This window comes from Bacteroides bouchesdurhonensis, assembly GCF_900155865.1.
Classification (GTDB): Bacteria; Bacteroidota; Bacteroidia; order Bacteroidales; family Bacteroidaceae; genus Bacteroides; species Bacteroides bouchesdurhonensis.
Genome location: NZ_LT707006.1, coordinates 4,724,402 through 4,744,616, shown reverse-complemented (window position 1 = coordinate 4,744,616; position 20,215 = coordinate 4,724,402). Strand labels below are relative to the sequence as shown.

General features: G+C 38.2%; 11 protein-coding genes, 1 tRNA gene and 1 pseudogene. 4 read left to right on the top strand and 9 right to left on the bottom strand.

Annotation, left to right across the window (positions count from 1 at the left end):
* Positions 1-9: 9 nt before the first annotated feature.
* Positions 10-915, bottom strand: coding sequence for an efflux RND transporter periplasmic adaptor subunit (locus CZ225_RS20480; protein ID WP_077155276.1), 906 nt, complete (start codon positions 913-915; stop codon positions 10-12).
* Between the two features lie 71 nt (positions 916-986).
* Positions 987-5,315 (bottom strand): CusA/CzcA family heavy metal efflux RND transporter, encoded by a 4,329-nt coding sequence (locus CZ225_RS20475; protein ID WP_077155275.1) that lies wholly within the window; start codon positions 5,313-5,315, stop codon positions 987-989.
* A 696-nt stretch (positions 5,316-6,011) separates the two neighbouring features.
* On the opposite strand from CZ225_RS20475, the gene CZ225_RS20470 reads away from it, so the two are divergent.
* The gene (locus tag CZ225_RS20470) at positions 6,012-6,554 is read left to right on the top strand and encodes a glutathione peroxidase (protein ID WP_077155274.1); all 543 of its coding nucleotides are present in this window, start codon (positions 6,012-6,014) and stop codon (positions 6,552-6,554) included.
* Here the strand turns inward: CZ225_RS20470 and CZ225_RS20465 are convergent.
* The 6 genes and pseudogenes from CZ225_RS20465 to CZ225_RS20440 form a co-directional block, all read right to left on the bottom strand.
* Positions 6,532-7,050 (bottom strand): NUDIX hydrolase, encoded by a 519-nt coding sequence (locus tag CZ225_RS20465; protein ID WP_077155273.1) that lies wholly within the window; start codon positions 7,048-7,050, stop codon positions 6,532-6,534. The genes CZ225_RS20470 and CZ225_RS20465 overlap by 23 nt on opposite strands.
* An 11-nt stretch (positions 7,051-7,061) precedes the next feature.
* Positions 7,062-8,282 (bottom strand): S-adenosylmethionine:tRNA ribosyltransferase-isomerase, encoded by a 1,221-nt coding sequence (locus CZ225_RS20460; protein ID WP_077155272.1) that lies wholly within the window; start codon positions 8,280-8,282, stop codon positions 7,062-7,064.
* Between the two features lie 144 nt (positions 8,283-8,426).
* Positions 8,427-8,501 (bottom strand) — tRNA-Pro (locus CZ225_RS20455).
* Between the two features lie 581 nt (positions 8,502-9,082).
* Positions 9,083-10,735 carry a hypothetical protein gene (locus tag CZ225_RS20450; protein ID WP_077155271.1) on the bottom strand — a complete coding sequence of 551 codons (1,653 nt, stop codon included), beginning with the start codon at positions 10,733-10,735 and terminating at the stop codon, positions 9,083-9,085.
* Between the two features lie 206 nt (positions 10,736-10,941).
* Positions 10,942-11,289 (bottom strand): annotated as a pseudogene (locus tag CZ225_RS20445) (helix-turn-helix transcriptional regulator); the annotation flags it as partial.
* Positions 11,290-11,561: 272 nt separating this feature from the next.
* Positions 11,562-14,210 (bottom strand): glycoside hydrolase family 78 protein, encoded by a 2,649-nt coding sequence (locus CZ225_RS20440; RefSeq protein ID WP_077155269.1) that lies wholly within the window; start codon positions 14,208-14,210, stop codon positions 11,562-11,564.
* A 452-nt stretch (positions 14,211-14,662) separates the two neighbouring features.
* Between CZ225_RS20440 and CZ225_RS20435 the strand changes: the two genes are divergently transcribed.
* Positions 14,663-15,553 carry a helix-turn-helix domain-containing protein gene (locus CZ225_RS20435; RefSeq protein WP_077155268.1) on the top strand — a complete coding sequence of 297 codons (891 nt, stop codon included), beginning with the start codon at positions 14,663-14,665 and terminating at the stop codon, positions 15,551-15,553.
* A 123-nt stretch (positions 15,554-15,676) separates the two neighbouring features.
* Here CZ225_RS20435 and aroB read toward each other — a convergent pair whose 3' ends face one another.
* The gene (gene aroB, locus CZ225_RS20430; RefSeq protein ID WP_077155267.1) at positions 15,677-16,738 is read right to left on the bottom strand and encodes a 3-dehydroquinate synthase; all 1,062 of its coding nucleotides are present in this window, start codon (positions 16,736-16,738) and stop codon (positions 15,677-15,679) included.
* An 80-nt stretch (positions 16,739-16,818) separates the two neighbouring features.
* Between aroB and CZ225_RS20425 the strand changes: the two genes are divergently transcribed.
* Entirely contained in the window at positions 16,819-17,223 is a 405-nt protein-coding gene (locus CZ225_RS20425; RefSeq protein ID WP_077155266.1) for a hypothetical protein, read from the top strand.
* A gap of 80 nt (positions 17,224-17,303) precedes the next feature.
* The gene (locus tag CZ225_RS20420) at positions 17,304-20,132 is read left to right on the top strand and encodes a TonB-dependent receptor (protein WP_077155265.1); all 2,829 of its coding nucleotides are present in this window, start codon (positions 17,304-17,306) and stop codon (positions 20,130-20,132) included.
* The last annotated feature ends 83 nt before the right edge of the window (positions 20,133-20,215 follow it).

Genomic DNA, 20,215 nt, shown 5'->3' with positions numbered 1-20,215 from the left:
AATTACAAATTATTTAGTTGCGTCTGGTTGTTTTTGGATATGTGCTGTTACGTACATTCCCGGACGAAATTGCGGATCTGCCTCTTTGATAGTAGCATATACTTCAAGCGAACGGTTTACTTCGTCTACCTTTTGTCCAATAGAAACGACTGTGCCATAAAAGACTTGCTTTCCCATTCCATTGACGCGAAACTGTACGGGACTTCCGATTTGCATATCTGCAAGGTCTTTTTCATAAGTAGTCAGGCAGAGCATGGGGACTGTTTTATCAATTATTTCACAGAGAGCCTCTCCGGGATTCACATATTTACCGATATTCATATCGACGTTTGTTGCATAACCACTGATAGGAGATTTCACCTCCAGTAAAGGCTGGATACCATTCTGGATGAGAGTCTCTGGATGTACACCTAGGAGCAGAAGTTGTGCTGCTGCTGCATCCTGACGGCTTTTCATCGAAAGATAATCGGCTTTGCTCTGCTGGAATTTCTTTTGAGAGGCTGCTTGTTCGGCAGAAAGAGTTTTTTGCCGTTCGTATTCCGCCTGAAGATATTCGGTTTGTGCGTGACTGTCCAGATAAGTCTGTTGGAGCGTGATGAATTCCGGATTCTCCAAAGTGGCTATCACTGTATTAGGATTTACGCGTTGCCCCGGTAATAGAGAAGTGCTTTTAATCACTCCACCCATAGTTAGAGCAATCGTTGCTTGCCGTTGGGGAGGCAGAACAATTCGACCATTGAAAGAAACTTGATTCGGTTTTGAAGTAGCAGATGTTATTGCATCTACTTCTGGTTGTGCTGTACTGTCCACTTTGGCTGTTACAACAGGGGTTGTCTCATCTGTATCAGCCGGTTGCTGGTTTCCTTTGCAAGCTACCAGAGCAAGTAATAGGAAGGGGTAAACTATCTTTTTCATATTCTTTTTATTTACAATCTGTTTCTAATTTATTTGTGACAGGACGTTTTGTTGAATTATCAATGATCTGTCTATTTAAATAACTCGTATTCCAAAGCAGCGATGTTATATTGATAAACAGTTTCAATATATCCACGTCGGATATCCCGTGCAGTGGTAATAGACTGTATATATTCGGCTACACCTGTCTCGCTGTGCTGCAATTGCAAATTAGCAGCTTTAATCAACTCTTCTGCTTCTTTCAGTGCTGAAGAGGTATAAAAATGAAGGCTCTCGTTATACTTTCTGAGATTAGCTTCCAGTTCGGTGACTTTATTATTCAACTCCCGAAGATTTGCATCCGCTTGGAGCTGGGCAGAAGTAGCGGCAAGTTTGGCTTGTTTCACTTTGCTTCTCTGTGGAAGAAAATAAACCGGAAAGGATACACCTATCATCCAGGCATTCAAATTCTTCAAGGGAAGAATATTTTGGCGTGTATATCCCACGCTGATTTCAGGAAAGAAGTGGCTACGTTCTACATTCAACATTGCTTTTGCTTCGTCTGCTTGACTTTGGAAATAGTGGGTATGAGCTTCGGATACAATTCCGGTTGAAAGTGGCGTGTATAATAAAGATAAAGTAGAATCGACAGGAACAATGAGAGTGTCTGAATAACAACTCCATTGGAAACGTGTTAAGGCTATTTTTTCTTCTTCCTGTGCCTGAAACATACGGTTATGTAAGTCGGCTGCCAAGGTGGTCATCATATTCTTTTCAAGTAAGGTGATTTCGCCCTGTTGATAACGAAGCTCACCGATATGCCTTAGTTTTTCTGCCAATTGGTCTTGGTCGCGATACATGGAGCTGAGGTTCGTAGCATACTGATAGTAAGCCCAGGCACGCTTGACTTCTGCAACCACTTCTTTCTCTACCATTTGGCGATAGTAAGTGCTTGTTTTTATCTGACAATTGACCAAAGCATTCTTGTAGAAGGGAGTGAGTAAGGAACCCAGACTTTGTTCAAAAGCCAGTTCTTTATCATTTTTGTTATCTCCGTTCAGTTGTCCCCACGAATAGCTGAATGAAGTGGGAGTGGCTTCTATGATCTCACCGCGAGTAGTTTTAGCTTGTTGTACAGCATTGGCCGCTATTTTCAGGCGAGGATGATTCTGTTTTGCTATTGCAATAGCTTGTTCCAGACTGACAGTTTGAGGCTGTTGGGCAGTCACACAAGTGGGGATGAACAGAAACACTGGCAATAGTATTGTGAAAAACGGTAAGTGGAACTTACTTCCCGGACGTCTCCACGTTGCACATGAATTGACTATCTTGTAGAACACAGGAATGATGATCAGAGTTAGCATAGTAGAGATAATCAGTCCTCCGATCACTACTGTTGCCAACGGACGCTGCACTTCAGCACCTGCAGAAGTTGCGATTGCCATTGGTACAAATCCCAATGAAGCAACTAATCCGGTCAGGAATACAGGGCGCAATAAATGAGGCGTTCCCAAAGAAATAATACGACTGGTTGTCATAGGGTATTTATTTTGTTTACGAAGTTCATTAAAATGATTTACCATTAGGATACCGTTTAATACTGCCACCCCGAATAATGCGATGAATCCTACTCCGGCGGAGATACTAAACGGAAGGCTGCGAAGCCACAAAGCTAAAATACCACCGATAAGAGACAATGGTACTGTGGAGAAGACCATCAACGTGTAAGTGATATTTTTGAACGCAAGGAACAAGACTAGCAAAATAAGCATTAACGCTACCGGAATCACTACCATCAGCGTATTGATTGCATTTTGCAGGTTCTCGAACTGCCCGCCATATTCGAAGTAATACCCCGGTTTCAGTTTTATATTCTTATCCAATGTTGTTTGGATGTTAGCTACTACTTGTTGAATATCCGCATTACGTACATTCACTCCGATAACAATACGCCGTTTGGTGGCGTCACGGTTAATTTGTAGCGGACCATTGACTAAATCGATGCTTGCCACTTCGCTGACCGGAATTTGTATTCCTTCTGAAGTACGTACAAACAATTTGTCGAGGTTGAGGTCTGCCACCTTTTCTTGATCGAGACGGACAACCAGATCAAACCTTCTTTCGTTTTCAAAGATTACCCCGCTTGATTCTCCAGCATAAGCAGTCCGGATAATCGTATTCAGTTCTTCTATGTTAATGCCATAACGGGCTATCTTTCCACGATTATATTTTACAACAAGTTGAGGCAACCCCATTGTCTGTTCCACAATAACGTCTGAGGCTCCCGGAATGTTTTCTACAAAGGTGGCTGCTTCTTTGGCTCTTTCGTACAGTTCGTGTGTGTCTTCTCCATACAGTTTTACGGCGATGTCAGCTTTAGCTCCTGTCATCAACTCATTAAAACGTAATTGGATAGGTTGGCTGAAATTAAATTCTGCCCGGTCTGCCAGTGGTTCAAGGGCCTCTTTCATTTTCTCGACCATTTCGGCGCGATCTTTGGCACTTGTCCATTCCTTGAAAGGTTTCATTACAATCATCACATCCGCATCTTCTACTGCCATCGGATCAGTTGGAACTTCTGCTGTACCGATTTTGGCTACTACATGTTTGATTTCAGGAAACTTATCCATCAATGTCTTTTCAGCCAGATTAGATATTTCAATACTTTCCGAGAGTGAACTTCCGGCTGGAAGTGTCATTTGCATGGCAAAGTCTCCTTCGTCGAGAGTCGGTATAAATTCAGCTCCTAGACGTGTGAAAAGGAAAAGTGAAGCTATGAGAACGGCAAAGGCAGCGGCCGTTGTATGCCATTTAAACTGAAGGCAGAATTTTAGTGTCCGTTGATAAACTTTGTTCAACTTCTCAAAGAAACGGTCCGCAAGCGTAGGTTTCACTACAATAGTGTGTTTCAGGAAAAGTGATGCCATCATAGGAACATATGTCAATGAAAGAATCAATGCACCGATGATACAAAATACCAGTGTCTTAGCCATTGGAGTGAAGTACTTTCCTTCAATTCCGGCAAGCGTCAGGATAGGAAAGAATACGATTAAGATAATCAGTACTGCAAAAGTGGCGGAACGGACAACACCGGAAGCTCCTTTTTCCACTTCCGCATCCATTTCTTCTTTTGATAAAGTTCGTCCACGAAATTGCTTTCCGTAAATATGGGCGAGAATTCCTTCCAGTATGACAATCGAGCCATCTACCACAATACCGAAATCGATAGCTCCTAAACTCATCAAGTTGGCTGTGACGTTAAAGATACGCATCATGATAAAAGCAAAGAGCATTGCCAGCGGGATGACGGAAGCTACAATCAATCCTGCACGAATGTTACCGAGGAAGAGAATTAATACGAGGAATACGATAATTGCTCCCTCAATCAGGTTATTGACTACTGTCGATATGTTCCGGTTTACTAGTTCCGAGCGATTCAGATAGGGCTCAATACTGACTCCTTCAGGTAACAGATGTTGTAATTTCTCTACTCGCTTTTCTAGTTCGCGAGTCACAACATTGGCATTAGCTCCTTTTAGCATCATGGCAATACCACCTACACATTCTCCTTCTCCATCCTTTGTCATCGCACCGAAACGTTTGGGAGCACCAAAGCGAACGGTTCCTACATCGCTGATATGAATAGGAATCCCGTTACGGTTGGCTACTACAATCTGCTCAATATCTTTTGGACGAGTGATCATTCCTTCCGAACGGATGTAATAGGCACTTTTGACTTTCTCTATATAGCTGCCTCCTGTATTTTGATTGTTGCTTCTGAGGGCTTCGAATACTTCACCGATAGTAATATTCAACGAAAATAATGCATCGGGATCTACGGCTACTTCATATTGTTTCAGGTAACCACCGAAACTATTGATTTCTACAATACCCGGTATACCGGATAATTGCCGTTTCACCATCCAATCTTGGATGGTACGCAGTTCCATTGCATCGTATTTGTCTTCATATCCCGGAGCGACTTTCAGTATGTATTGGTAAATTTCTCCCAATCCGGTAGTAATTGGCATCATCTCGGGTGTTCCCAATTCTGTAGGAATCTCACCGGCTACGGTTTGTATTTGTTCATTGATTAGTTGTCGGGCATCGAGAGTCGGCACGCTCTCTTTAAAAACTACTGTTACTACCGACAGGCCAAAACGGCTGACTGAACGAATGTCTTCCACATTCATAATATTGCTCATCGCTATTTCGATAGGCATGGTGATAAGTTGTTCTACTTCCTGAGGTGCAAGGGTAGGAGATACTGTTACAATCTGTACCTGATTGTTCGTGATGTCCGGTACTGCATCAATCGGCAGTGTCATCATGGCATAGATCCCTCCGATAAACAGGAAGAGTGTGGTGAGTCCCACAAATAGTTTCTTTTTAATAGAAAAACGTACAATAGCTTTAAACATGATTCTCTATGTGTTATTGTTTCATGGTACAAAACTACGGACTAACTGCACTCGCGCGTATCAAAAACAAGTGAAGCGGAAGTATTACGGTGTGAAGTGACGGAATGATAGGTTGAAGACTCAATAAGTATTAATAGAAAAGTTATTCTCTATAGGGAGTAAACTTTCTTTTATCTAATAGCAAACTTGTTTTTATCTAACAGATAACTATAAATGGAAGTTCTGTTTGTATAAACGCAAGTTTCGTTTATATAAATGCAACTTGCATTTACATAAACAAAACTTGCATTTATAGTTTGATTTAAATAGAAAGGAACTTTTCTATTGGGTAAAGACAACTTTGCCTCTAATAGAGAATAACTTTTCTATTAATAGATGAGAAGCAGGCATATACTAGTCTACATTGTTTCCGTTTAATAATTAAAGTCTCAGCAGCATTATATTGTCTTCCTTATTAAACAAATCTTTCTCTTCCTTCGTTTTATAAGTGCTTGTTCATAATTAGAATCTATTGTTTTTTGAAAAGAATCATCAGTCTGTTATCAGGAGCATGACGAAGGATTTTCTCTTTCAGTATACTTGTGAGAAGAGATCCTTTTTCCCTCCGGTCGTCTGAATGGCAGAAACAGGATCTTGTATAATAATAGCTAATTTATAGCTTGTGCCTAATCGAAAAGAAACTAAATTGCATTTGATATGAAAACGTTCATTTTAATGATGATAACTATGATTTCTACTATTTCTTTAGAAGCTCAAAATAAATCGTTCTACGATTTTACAGTGGCAACGATTGATGGGAAAGAATTTCCTCTTTCTTCACTGAAAGGAAAAAAAGTCTTGGTGGTAAATGTTGCTTCCAAATGTGGATTGACTCCGCAATACGCTGAATTGCAGAAGTTGTATGAGAAGTATAAAGATCAGGATTTTGTAATCATCGGTTTTCCGGCAAATAACTTTTTATGGCAGGAACCCGGAAGCAATGAAGAGATTGCTAAGTTCTGTTCTCTGAACTATAATGTTACTTTTCCGATGATGGCTAAGATCTCGGTAAAAGGCAAAGATATGGCTCCACTTTACCAATGGTTGACGAAAAAAGAACTAAATGGTAAAGAAGATGCTCCTGTACAATGGAACTTCCAAAAGTTTATGATTGATGAGAACGGAAACTGGGTAGGTTTTGTTGCTCCCAAAGAGAGTCCGTTCTCGGAAAAGATTGTTACTTGGATAGAGAAGGAATAAGTGATACCCTTTGCAGTTCTCCTTCAAAGTTGGGAGTGAAAATCCCCTTTCCAAGGTTTTCTTTTATTTCTTCAATATTCCAGAAACGTCCTCCGTCCAACTCGTCGCTGGGATGTATTTCTCCATCGTAAACCGTCTTATGAACAAAGACCAGTTCTTTTTCACGGTCGGATTCGAAAACATAACTGGTAAGTGATTCAGGAATAAAGTCTGTGATGCCCAACTCTTCGCGGACTTCGCGTTTAAGAGCAATTTCCACGCTCTCACCTAAATCTATATGTCCGCCTACCGCTGTGTCCCATTTTCCGGGTTGGATATCTTTCCATTCGGGCCTCTTTTGAAGGTATAAATCTCCTTGAGAGTTGAACACATGAAGATGGACTACCGGATGTAATATTTTGCTGCCGTTATGGCATTCTCCACGTGTAGCAGCTCCGGTGATATTTCCCTGTTCATCAACGATAGGAAACATTTCTTGGTTATTATCGTTTGGCATACTATTTCTTTTTAAGGAATTAATAGAGACGAATCACCGTAACTCAGGAAACGGAAGTCATGGTTTAGGGCATAATCATAAATTGTCCGCCAGTCCCCTTTCACAAATGCGGAAACAAGTAGCAATAATGTGCTCTGTGGCTGATGGAAGTTGGTAACCATTGCTTTTACTATTTTATAATTGTATCCCGGTGCGATGATGATCTGTGTACTGGAGTGCAACGCTTCCATTCCGTGACGGTCGAGATAGCCTAATATCTTTTGTAAAGCAACTACCGCGGGGATTTCGTTATATTTCTCATAGGGTTGCCATTGTTTGACGTGCAGTTCTTCTTCCGTTGCATCCGGATTGTCTGCCAGTGTAACTCCGATATGGTATAAACTTTCCAGAGTACGCACAGAAGTTGTTCCGACAGCAATAGCACAAGCGTTATGTTCTATTAGTTTCTTGATGGTATCCCGATTGACGGAAATATATTCCGTATGCATTTCATGCCCTTCTATTTCTTCACTCTTTACAGGTTTGAATGTTCCTGCGCCTACGTGAAGCGTCAATTCTTCAAGTTCTATTCCTTTCTCCTTAAGTGCATTCAATACATGGGGAGTAAAATGTAATCCTGCTGTTGGTGCGGCTACTGAACCTTTTATCTTAGAATAAACAGTTTGATAGGTTTCTTTATCACTTTCTTGTGTGTCCCGGTTCAAATAAGGAGGGATAGGTAGTTCGCCAAATACTTCGAGGATGTCTGCAAAAGTTACCTCCGGATTGTCCCATGAGAAATCTATCCAATGACTAGTTCCTCTACATTCTCCTCTTGTAGCAATTAAGGTGATAGGGAAGCCTTTCACAGTCATTTCACGTTTCAGTGCTCCGTCTTTCCATTTCTTTAAATTACCGATCATACATAGCCAGGCAGCATGCTCTGTTTGCTGAAAGTTTAATACATAGTCATTCGGTTCAATGGGTTCCAGGCAAAAGACCTCAATGAGTGCTCCGGTTTCTTTTCGGAAATGGAGTCGAGCCTGTATAACTTTGGTATTATTAAAGATCATCAGACTCCCTGGTGGTAAAAAATCCGGCAAAGAAGTAAATGTATCTTCACTTACTTCTCCATGACGATATACCAATAATTTGGATTGGTCACGAACGGGTAATGGAAATTTTGCAATGCGTTCATCCGGCAAAGGATAATTGTATTCACTGATACGAATGTGTTTCGGATTTTCTTTCATCTTTTTTGTTGCTAAAAAAGGTGGGATACTTCAAAAGAGTTTCCTCTCCTTTTGTAAAGGTAACTGCTTAACAAGAATGAGGGGCATACTTATATAGTAAAAAAATGAGTTAGACCAAAGGTCTAACTCATTAACTCTCAGCTGTCGGGGTGAGAAGATTCGAACTTCCGACCACACGCCCCCCAGACGCGTACTCTAACCGGGCTGAGCTACACCCCGAATTGCGGATGCAAAAGTACAGATTAATTTTTAATTAGCAAATAATTCTTTTGGTTTTTGTGTGTAGCTTGGATGATTTAATAGCTTTATCGTCTATTTATAATTTAGTATTATACTCACCAAATTCATTATTGTAATAGTGAAGAGATCCCTCTTCAACAATTGCTTCAATCGCTTATCGGCTTGGATTTGAGACAGTAGGACAGTTTTCTACTTTTTTCGGAAGAGAGAAGGTATGTTACCGGCTAAATTTAGGGAGATGTAGAGGTTACCGGAAAATATAGAAAAGGAATAATGAGTTTATAGAGATAAGTAAACAGAAATACCACAGATTTCACTGAATTATAAGTGAAATATTGAATCTCCTATTGAGTATATTTATGTAAATGTCTAGTAACTATGTGTCATCTGTGGTAAGATCTGAATATTTCCTTTTTGAAATAAAGTACAAGTTTATATGTATTTGTTTTTATTATGTTTCATATTGATACTGAGCTCATATTATTCTTTATAAAGCACTTCATAATTGGCATTCCTTTGTCATAGAATGCTATCTTTGCATTTGTGTTGTTGTTTTAAATTCAAATCTCTCGATTTGAGCAATCTATTGTAATTTTGTTCTTCTCGGGAATGAATAAAATCCCATTTCCCTCTTTTTCCATGATACCTTTTCTACAAATGATTCCGTAATTAATATTTTTCATTTGCCCCTTCAGCATCCGTTTATTTGAAAGATTCAGCGGAAACGTTTTATTTTTAGCTACATTCAACCTCATTACCCATTGATTCCCATTATTACTCTTGATCTCAATTAGTTTTTCATTCATAGTAAAAGTATACTCTTTGCCGGAAGCGGATTTACAAATTATTTCTGTTGCCTTTTCCCCTAATACTTTAACTAACATCTTCTCCATGATCACTTCTTTAGGATGATTATTAGCGTCCATTGTATATATCCGGATACCGGCTAAATCTTTGGGGGCACTCCACAGGAAACCGTCAATGATAGGACAAGTCATATAAACACATTGATTTGAAGTCCCCGGTTGTTTCAAATAATCAGATTCTAGGTTTTCATCAAATAGTTGAATGTCTCTGAAACGAATTGTGTTGTTTTCCCATAGAAGATTCGCCCGATAAAAACGACTGTTAAACCATACTGTTTTCTGTCCATTGTCGTAAGTATCTGTGAGGGTTGTGACGGATGTTGGCGGATTCAATGGATACTTCTTTTTAAACCATTCGCCTGAAGTTTCCAATGTTTCTATTCTAATTTTACCTTGCTTTTGCAGGGATGCAAGAATCGGAATTTGCATTTCAAGCCCTTTACCCATGCTGTTCCAGGTGAAAGAGTTTTCTTGTCCTGCTTGCGTATAATTGAATCCGAGACATGGGTCTTCAAAGATGGATTTGAAGAAACGTCTTACCCATTTTTCGCTTCCTCCTGCATCTCCATATACAGGCTCTAGAGTGATTACTCCTTGTATTGAATGTCCTATACCTGTGTCATATTGATAAATAGGATCACTTCCTAACATACGGAACACAGGTACCGGTATTTGTCCTTTGGCTGTTTGCGCTGGCATATATCCATTGAGTCTACTGGGGTAATATGCCTGATTCCAGTATCCTCCCCATAGTGTATAGCCATCAGTTCCATATTGGTCTTTGCAGTTACATGAAGCTTTGATACCATACTTATCATACATATATCCTAATGAATGTGCGTCGATAAACCAAGAACCTATGGAGGCTGGGTATTTACCAAATATAGATTTGAACTTTTCCATGTAGACATCTACTAATTTTTCTCTTTCTTCAGGAGTATATCCGGTAGCAAATCCAACATCAGCATGCCAATCCCAGGCATAACGTCCTCTCCATGTTAATCCGGCAGCTTCTACATGCGGTTGTGTGATTTCCCACCATCCGCCGATTTCGGAACCACGTTCTATTTCTTTTTTAAGTAGTGTTTGATAGCGCGGATTGATCAAAGCGTCATATTGCAAGAGAAAGGTTCCTTGTAGATTGTATTTAGTAAGTAACTTCACTTGTTCGTGTACTGTTTCATACAATACATCTTCGGTGATATTCTTATCTCTAGGTTCTACTTGGCGAATGAAATTAATGATATTGACAATTCTGGGACTGTCTTGAGAAAGGCTACTTCGAGCTATGGTATTTACCGAAACTAAGAGTAGTAATAGGAATAATACATTTTTAATCTTCTTCATATTGTCTTTATTAAATTTGCGTTTACAAATTATATTGATGACACAAAGTTAGTAAATAGAAAGTAGTAAGGAATACTCTGTTGTGCCAAAATTCAGATAATTCATAAATATCTTGCTAAAGTACAATCATGTCGCAATTGAGTACAATGTAATTAGTTGATTGTTAGATGATAACTTGTTTAGGACAGATAGAGTACAATAGAGTTTTACTTCTTTTTATTCAATTCACGATAATCTTTAGGAGTCATATCAAATTTTCGCGTAAATTCTTTATAGAAATAGGCACGACTTGAAATACCGACGTCTGCGATGATATCCTGTATTGAGGTATCGGTAGTTAATAGCAAACTTGTTGCTTTTTCTATTTGGTAACTTCTGATAAGATCACTTGGCGAAATTTCAGATCTCTCTTTGAATTTACGATAAAATTGTCGGGGACTCATAGCCATTTGACCGGCATTGAATGTAGAACTTAAATCTTCTTTATTCAGGTTTTGCTTAATGATGTGTGTGACTTTTAAAATAAAATGAATCTGTTCGGTCGTAGTACACGTCATATGATCGGTGGATATACCTAGTTTAGACGTTACTGTTTCACGTATTTGTTTGATGTATTGGCAAGAAGCTTCACACGAGATACTTCCTTTTTCTTTTGAAAGTTCTTTCACTTTGCGTTAAATAAATAATTAATATTCAGATTTTTAATTGATATCTTTTCTTGTAGAAATAGTGGTTTGCATTATAAAAGATATCAAGTCTGGATAAAGCGTGGCGTGTTTATAAAGAGGGCAACTTAAATAATGTTTAAGTGCCCTCTAGGTTGTAATTATTTTAATTTGAACTTAAAATTGTATTCTCCAGCTACCAATTCTATTGTACGTTCTTCCCCTTTTATATTATCTGGTAAATAAAGAGTAGCACTACTGTTAGCCGGCACCTTAATTGTATAAAGGATGATATTTTTCTTACGTTCCCATTTCGAACAAATCTCACCATAAGGTGACTGGTGTTTTGCTTCAAACTGATTTAACCCAGTCGGGAAATTAGGACGAAGAAGAATATGTTTGAATCCGGGTTGCTGTGGATCAGGGAAAATACCTCCTAAGCCTTTATAAAACCATCCACCGATTTCACCAAACATCATGTGATTATCCGAAATGTCTCGTGTAGCTTTTAAATCCCAGTTTTCAAGCAACGTGGTAGCTCCGTTAGCTATCCAACAACCCCATGATGGGTATGTATCTTGTGCGGCCACTTTATAAGCAGTTTCCGCTTCTCCATTTTCACTTAATGCATTCAGAATAGCTTTTGCTCCCAATACGCCTACATCCAGATGGAAACCTGCTTCTTCTACTTTCTTCGCTAGATTCTTAACTACTTTCTTCTTCACATCTTCAGGAACAATTCCCCACATCAGAGGTACACTTAATTCCGTTTGAACACCGCTGGCATATATACCTGTATCTTGATTCAGAAATTTAGCATTGATTGCATTTTTAATTTTTTCAGCTAGTGCAGTATAATATGTATAGTCTTCTTGCTTATTAAATAGTTTGGCAGCATTGGCAAGAATCTTAGTATCAACATAAAAGTAGACAGATGAAGTCAATTCTTTTGAGGAACCTGATTTTACAGGCACCCAGTCACCTCTACCCCATGAAGTTAATCCGTTCGGACTTGTACGATCAACGTAGTTCACATACCGTTTGATGTTCTCATAACAGTCTGCTAATAATTTACTGTCACCATAAAACATGTAGATATTCCATGGAATGATTGCAATTGTACTGGTCCAGTCCAATCCGTTGTCCGTTCCATATCCCCAACCTCCGGTTGGTATAATATCGGGTAATACACCATTAGGCTGCTGCTCATCCCGATGATCTGCCAACCATTTCTCATAAACGGTAATACCATCATAATTATACAATGCCGTTTCAATGGCAAAATGTCCGTCACCGGTCCATCCATTCTTTTCTCGTTGAGGACAATCGGTTGGATATCCCATCAGATTGGATAAATAAGCATTATTAGTCGCCCACCATAAACGGTTGATAAGCGTGTTTGAAGTGTTGATTTTTCCTTTTTGAGGGACATCGCTATGAGTAAAATACGCGGTCAGGCTGTTTTCGTTTAATGTGATCGGTTTGTTACTTGTCACTTCGACGTATCTAAAACCTTTGTAATTGAATCTAGCCATAAACTCATCTTCCCCTTTTCCACTCAAGATGAGAATATCCGTTTGGAATGGGTCCGAATCATCTACGGGACGATGGTACACATCAATATTGGATGTATTCACTCGGCCGTTATCATATATACGTTCTCCATGTTTAATTCTCACAATTGTGCCTTCTTCTCCAGATACTTTTATACGAGTAACTCCTGCCATATTTCTGGCAAAGTCGAATACATACGTAGAATCATTAAACTTCTTGAGAGTTTTTACCGGGATTGTCTCTACAGCACGAATGGGCTGTACTTGTTGGGAGACTACATTTTGAGAAGGTACTCCTCTATAGCCTACACCATGCCATTTTGAATCATCGAAATTTGCTGTACTCCAATCTTTTTGTTCCAAACGAGCATCGTAATGCTCAGCCGTATAAATACTATTGAAGATCAAAGCACCCGATGATGTTTTCCAGTCTCTTTCTGTAGGAATAACTTCTACAGTACCATCTTCATAAGTAATTCGTAAGTCCATGCAAAAAGTAGGGCGGTTACGCCATGGGGCACGGTGGAAATCCCATACTGCCATGGACTGATGATTGTACCAACCATTCCCCAGCAAAACTCCTATCGCATTTTTACCTTGTTGCAATTGACCGGTTACATCATACGTTACATAGAAGTTTCTTCTATCGAAGCGGGTATATAAAGGATCTAAGCGATGATTGCCTATCTTGTTCCCATTCAGATATAATTCGTACAATCCTGCCACAGCAATATACGCTCTGGCTGATTTGATCTTTTTCTTTGCTTCAAATGTTTTACGGAAATAGGGAGCCGGTTTGTAGTCAATGTCCTTGTTATCCCCAATCCATGCACCTTGCCAGTTTTTCATCCCCATCATTCCTGTTTCGAAACAACTAACATCCGATGAGGAATTTACACCGTCTTTGTCCCAAACATTCACCTTCCAATAATACTTAGTAAAAGGTTGAAGTGCTTGTCCCGAATAATTAATCAGGATATCATCCGAGTTTTTCTTTCCCGTATCCCATACTTTCCCCTTTCCATTAACAACTTCCAAAGAATCACATCCTACCACTATTTGATAAGCAGTTTGTCGTGCTCCTTTTCGTGAATCGTCCAGCATCCATGATAATCTGGGACTGGGATTGTCTATTCCCAAAGGTTTTACCAGATGGTCACAAATAAGATTTACTGGCTTACATGTATCTTGCTTTTGAGCAGATGCAAATTGCAGTACGGAAAGTGCTAACGCGGTGCATAAAAAGAATTTTTTCATTTCAATTATTATTATGTGTTTGCTTAAATAATCATTTAATAATTATTGTTCGTATCATAATTCAAGTTTCAGCATATCAGTTTTTAATATGCTGTTTGCAAAAATAGCGGATCTTTAGGTCTTTGTATGTAAGAATAATGATTTTTTTGATTACATTTTTGACACGAAGGTCAGAAAACTACTCTAGAAAGAAAATTAATGGGGCTTTTTGCACGAGAAACAGGTATCTATAAACTTTGCCTTTATTTTATTTTATTGAAATATGCTACTGTATTATTTGTAATAAATCTAAATAATAAGCTTTTTATTAAACTAACTCGTGAAGCTTTTGTTTATGAAATAATGTAAATAGCAGGGACTTAATTTCTTTAATTTAATACCATATTTCCATATATGGTATAAGCTAAATTGGTATATTATATTTTTGTACAAAGTTTTATTGAATTCGATAAATGCTGTATAGTAAAAAAGGTGAAACATTAGAAACCTATACCTTGGGTGATGATCTGAGATATTACGAAAATTTGAAATATCTTCCTTTAACTCCTTATCCATCAAGTATACAATCTGCTATGATTGTATATTGTTTTAAGGGAAAAGCGCAAATTCATGTGCATGATAGCATGCATTGGATAATGCCTAAAGAGTTAATGATTTTATTTCCCGGACAATATGTGTCATTAAATGAAGTAAGTGCCGATTTTCAAACTATTACATTGGTTGTCTCACTTTCTTTACATAGTGATGCCTTATCTGGTATGCCTTTATTTTCTCCTCATTTCTTTTTTTACATGAGAAGTCATTTTGTTTATCATCAATCTGAAACTGACATTCAGCGTCTATTTAATTTTTTTGGATTGGTAAAAGAGAAGATAACCTCAAGTGATTTATATAGGCGTGAATTGATTACTCATTTATTAAGGTATTTGTATTTGGAATTATATAATGCTTTTCAAAAAGAGGCAACTTTGTTTTGGGGAAATAAACAAGAGACTCGAAAAGAAGAATTAGCAAATAAGTTTTTTGCACTTATCATGGAGCATTTCAGGGAGAATAAAGATGTAGCTTTTTATGCTGATAAATTGTGTATTACCTCTAAATATTTGTCGATGGTTATAAAAGAGACTAGTGGAAAGTCTGCTAAAGATTGGATTGTAGAATATATCATATTAGAAATAAAAGCTTTACTGAAGAATACTAGTTTGAATGTTCAGGAAATAGCTCTTAAAACAAATTTTGCTAATCAATCGTCTTTGGGACGTTTCTTTAGAAAACATACGGGAATGTCATTGTCACAATATCGGATAGCAAGTTTGGATGGAACGGGAGAGGTTTTCAAATAACGAAATAAATTCTTATATTATAAACTCGTTTAAGAGTACATAAGAGTAGATATAAATCAAAGGAGCAGTAAGGCATAATGCAAAATCTGCTCCTTTGTTCTTTATTGGTCGGGATATATTTATTCAGATTCCCATACATTCACGATAGAAATCCAACATTTCGAAAATCGTATCTTTATCTGTTGTTTGGTTTATACAGATATCTCCGATGTCTTTCAGCAAAGTGAAATTGATAGTGTCTGAAGTATTCTTCTTATCATGTGTCATAAGTGCATACAGTTGTTCATATTGCTTGCAGTCGAATGTGAACGCTCCATAGTTTTCTTTGATGAATTGAATTGTCTGCCTCATCTTGTCTTTAGGGAATTCAACTTTAAGATGCGAAAGATATAATTCACAGACAATTCCCCATGCTACAGCATAACCATGCAAGACCGGACGGTTTTCTGCTAAAGCTAAACTCTCGAAAGCATGTCCTACGGTATGTCCCAGATTCAAAGCTTTACGTATGCCATGTTCAAGAGGATCTTGTCTCACGATGTCTTCTTTAACCTGTACGGATTGACCGACTAATTGTTTTAGATAAGAATAGTCAATAGTAGAGGTATCAAAATTTAATAATTCAGCCCAATGAGCTTTATTGCTGATCAATCCATGTTTCAGCATTTCAGCATATCCGGAGAAAAAATTGTATACATCGAGACTTCTTAAGAATTCTGTTTCAATCAAAACACAATCTGCCGGAGCAAATGAACCGATTTCATTTTTCAGTCCGTTGAAGTTTATGCCTGTTTTACCTCCTACGGAAGCATCTACCATGGCTAACAATGTAGTGGGAATATTTATATAAGAAATTCCACGTTTGAATGTAGCAGCTGCGAAGCCTCCCAAGTCTGTTACCATTCCCCCTCCCAAATTGATAAGTAATGAATGGCGGGTAGCTCCCTTTTCACTTAGTGTCATCCATACGGAAGCTAATGTGTCTAACGTTTTATGTACATCCTCGGGACCGATACAGATTTCAATCGCATCTTTAAGATAAGATACTTCTTTTAGAGCAGGGAGACATAAACGTTGTGTATGCTCGTCTGTGAGAATGAATAACTTGTCGTGCGGACATTTTTTAATGGCACGATCGAGACTTGTTGCCAGGCTTTCGCAGAGAATAACTTCTTGTTTACTCATGATTCTTTAGCTTTTTCTTGCTGCAAATGTATATAAAATATTTTTTTTACTTACTTTTGTCTCATTAAAACATAGAATTTATGAAAGCATTACTACCTGTATTCAGTCGTCCCTTGGGATACCTTGTTCTTATAATCTCTTTATTTATACTTCCTGTATTATATATGAATGGAATGGTCAATGACCAGAATCTCTTGTTTTATAAGGAATGTACAAAGTTACTGATGATGGCAGGATGCCTGATGATAATATTTGCATTGAATAAAAATGAGAGTCGTGAAACTGAACAGATTCGTAATGCGGCAGTTCGTAATGCTATCTTTCTAACATTTCTTTTTGTTTTTGGAAGTATGTTATGGCGTGTTCTCCAAAAAGATGTTATCAATGTAGATACTTCTTCTTTTCTAACTTTTTTGATATTTAATGTGCTTTGTTTGGAGTTTGGTCTAAAAAAAGCGGTAGTTGATCGATTATTCAAGAGATAGCTTTTATTTGAATTAAACCTTTTACGGTTCAATTTGTCAAAAAGACATTGTGTATTACTACTAAATCGTAAATAAGGTAAATGAAGAAAGTTTCAGCTTTTATGGTGCTAATGTTACTGTGCACCCTCTCTGTTTATGCCCAAAATAAGTTGATCTCTGTTTCGGGACGTGTCATGGAATCTGATTCAGATGAGCCGGCAGCACAGGCTACGGTTCAGTTGTTGAGTCTGCCGGATAGTACTTATGCTGCCGGTGTAGCAAGTAGCGATAAAGGATGGTTTACTCTTCCTAAAGTGAAAGCAGGAAAGTATTTATTAAAAGTTTCTTTTATAGGTTTTCGTACTAAATTCCTTCCTATACAATTGACTGATAACGTACCTGATAAACAAGTAGGAAATATTTCTTTGGAGCCAGATGCTGTGATGTTAAAGGAAGCAGTGGTTACAGCGGAGGTCCCGCCTGTTATAGTAAAGGGGGATACAACGGAATATTCTGCTGCGGCTTATCCTGTTCCGGAAGGAGCGATGTTGGAAGAACTGGTGAAGAAGATTCCTGGAGCCGAAGTGAGTGATGATGGAAAAATCACTATCAATGGCAAAGAAGTCAAGAGAATTATGGTGGATGGGAAAGAGTTTTTCTCCGACGACCCGAAAGTCTCAATGAAGAACCTGCCTGCAAATATCGTTGATAAAGTCAAGTCATATGATAAAAAAAGTGATATGGCACGTATTACTGGTATTGACGATGGAAACGAAGAATCAGTTTTAGACCTTACTGTTAAGAAGGGAATGAAAAATGGTATAATTAGTAACCTGATTGCCGGTTATGGTAACAAAGATCGTTATGAAGGAGGGGGGATGGTCAGTCGTTTTAAGGATGATTCGAATATTTCCGTTATAGCTTCTGCTAATAATACAAATAATCAAGGATTTTCAGAGTTTGGAGATGCCGGTCAGGGACTTGGTGGTGGTAATGCCGGTTCTGGTATTACGACTTCTCAATTGCTTGGTGTTACTTATGCCAAAGAAACGACTAAAATGCAGGTAGGAGGAAATGTGCAGTATGGACATTCTAATAATGATGCACGTCGTACGAGTTCTTCTGAAACCTTCTTAGGAGAAACGTCTTCATTTGGACAGAGTAAAAACTTATCGAATCGTGACAGACATGATCTCCGGGTTGATTTTCGTATGGAATGGCGGCCGGATACATTGACTACTATTATTTTCCGTCCAAATGGTAGCTATTCGCAAACAGAAACAAGCAGTAGCTCTTGGTCGCGAACGGATAATAATTCTCATAATCCTGTCAATGAGAGGGAATCGGTTTCTTCTTCGGATGGGCATAATTGGTCTTTTAATGGAAGTTTGATGGCATTTCGCCGTTTGAACAATAAAGGTAGAAATTTGTCTTTGGGTGCACGTTTCGGGTATAGTGATAGCGAATCGGACGGTTATTCCGATTCACAGACTCAATTTTTTGAATTGGATAGTATCTCGGATATTGCTCGTTATACCGACCGGAATAGTGATAGCCGTAACTGGAGTGTATCTGCATCTTATACAGAGCCTGTTTTCAAGAATCATTTTCTCCAATTACGTTACGAGTTTGCTCACCGTAAGCAGTTATCACAATCATTAGTATATGATAGTATTAACAAATATCCTTATCCCGAATATTTGGAACGCGGATATGATAATGATTTGAGTACACGAGTTGAGAACTTCTATGATACTCATACAGCTAGTCTCTCCATTCGTGGTGTGCATGCAAAGATGTTTTATGATGTAGGTGTAGGGCTTACTCCACAATCTTCTTTAAGTAAAACAACGATTGGACCAAATTACAAAAAGAATCTTCCTGAACAAAATGTGTTGAATTGGTCACCTTCAATGATGTTCCGGTATATGTTTACTAAACAACACGTGTTGATGTTTCGCTATAATGGAAGAAGTAGTACTCCGAATATCGAAGATTTGCAAGATGTGATTGATATTACCGATCCTATGAATCTTAGATATGGTAATCCCAATTTGAAACCTTCTTTCAATAGTAACTTTAATTTAAACTACAGACGGTTCATTCCGGAATCTATGCGTAGCTATACGATGGATGTGAGCTATTCGAATACCTTGAATTCAGTTGCTAATAAGATGACATATGATCCTCAGACTGGTGCCCGTATTTATAAGAAAGAAAATGTAAACGGTAATTGGCGGACTCAAGGATTCTTTAATTTTAATACTCCTTTGAAGAATCAGAAGTTTACGATTTTGTCTACTTCAGTTGCGGGGTATAGCGATGCTGTAAGTTATACAAGTGTGGGAGATGTGAAAACATCCGATCAGGAATTGAGTACAACCCATAGTTTGAACTTAAGAGAACGGCTTGTCGGCAGTTATCGAAGTGAAGTATTTGACGTATCAATAAATGGTTCAGTAAATTATAATCTGGTTAGAAATAGTAAGCAAGAAAATAGTAACCGCGAAACGTTTGACTATTATGTTGGAGGAAGTACGAATGTCAATTTGCCATGGCAGATTGCTATTTCTACAGATATAAATTGTCGATTCAAAGATGGATATACCGGTGGATTAAATAATAATGAGGTGATGTGGAATGCACAAATTTCAAAGAGCTTTTTAAAGAATAATGCAGCAACTCTTCGCTTTAAAATATATGATATCTTGAAACAACAAAGTAGTTTGTCACGTTCTATTAGTGAAACAATGATGAGTGATACGGAATACAATACTTTGGGCAGTTACTTCATGGTACATTTTGTCTATCGTTTTAATACATTAGGAGGAAAGATGGCACATAATAATAGAGGTGAAAGACGTGGCTTTGATGGTAATAGAGGTGGTGGACATGGCTTTGGCGGAGGAATGCGACCCATGCGTTACTAAGAAATTGTGATTTTATAGATCAAATAGTCAGTAAGTCCCGATGATGATATGAGTTGTCATCGGGACTTTTTTGTTTATCCGAT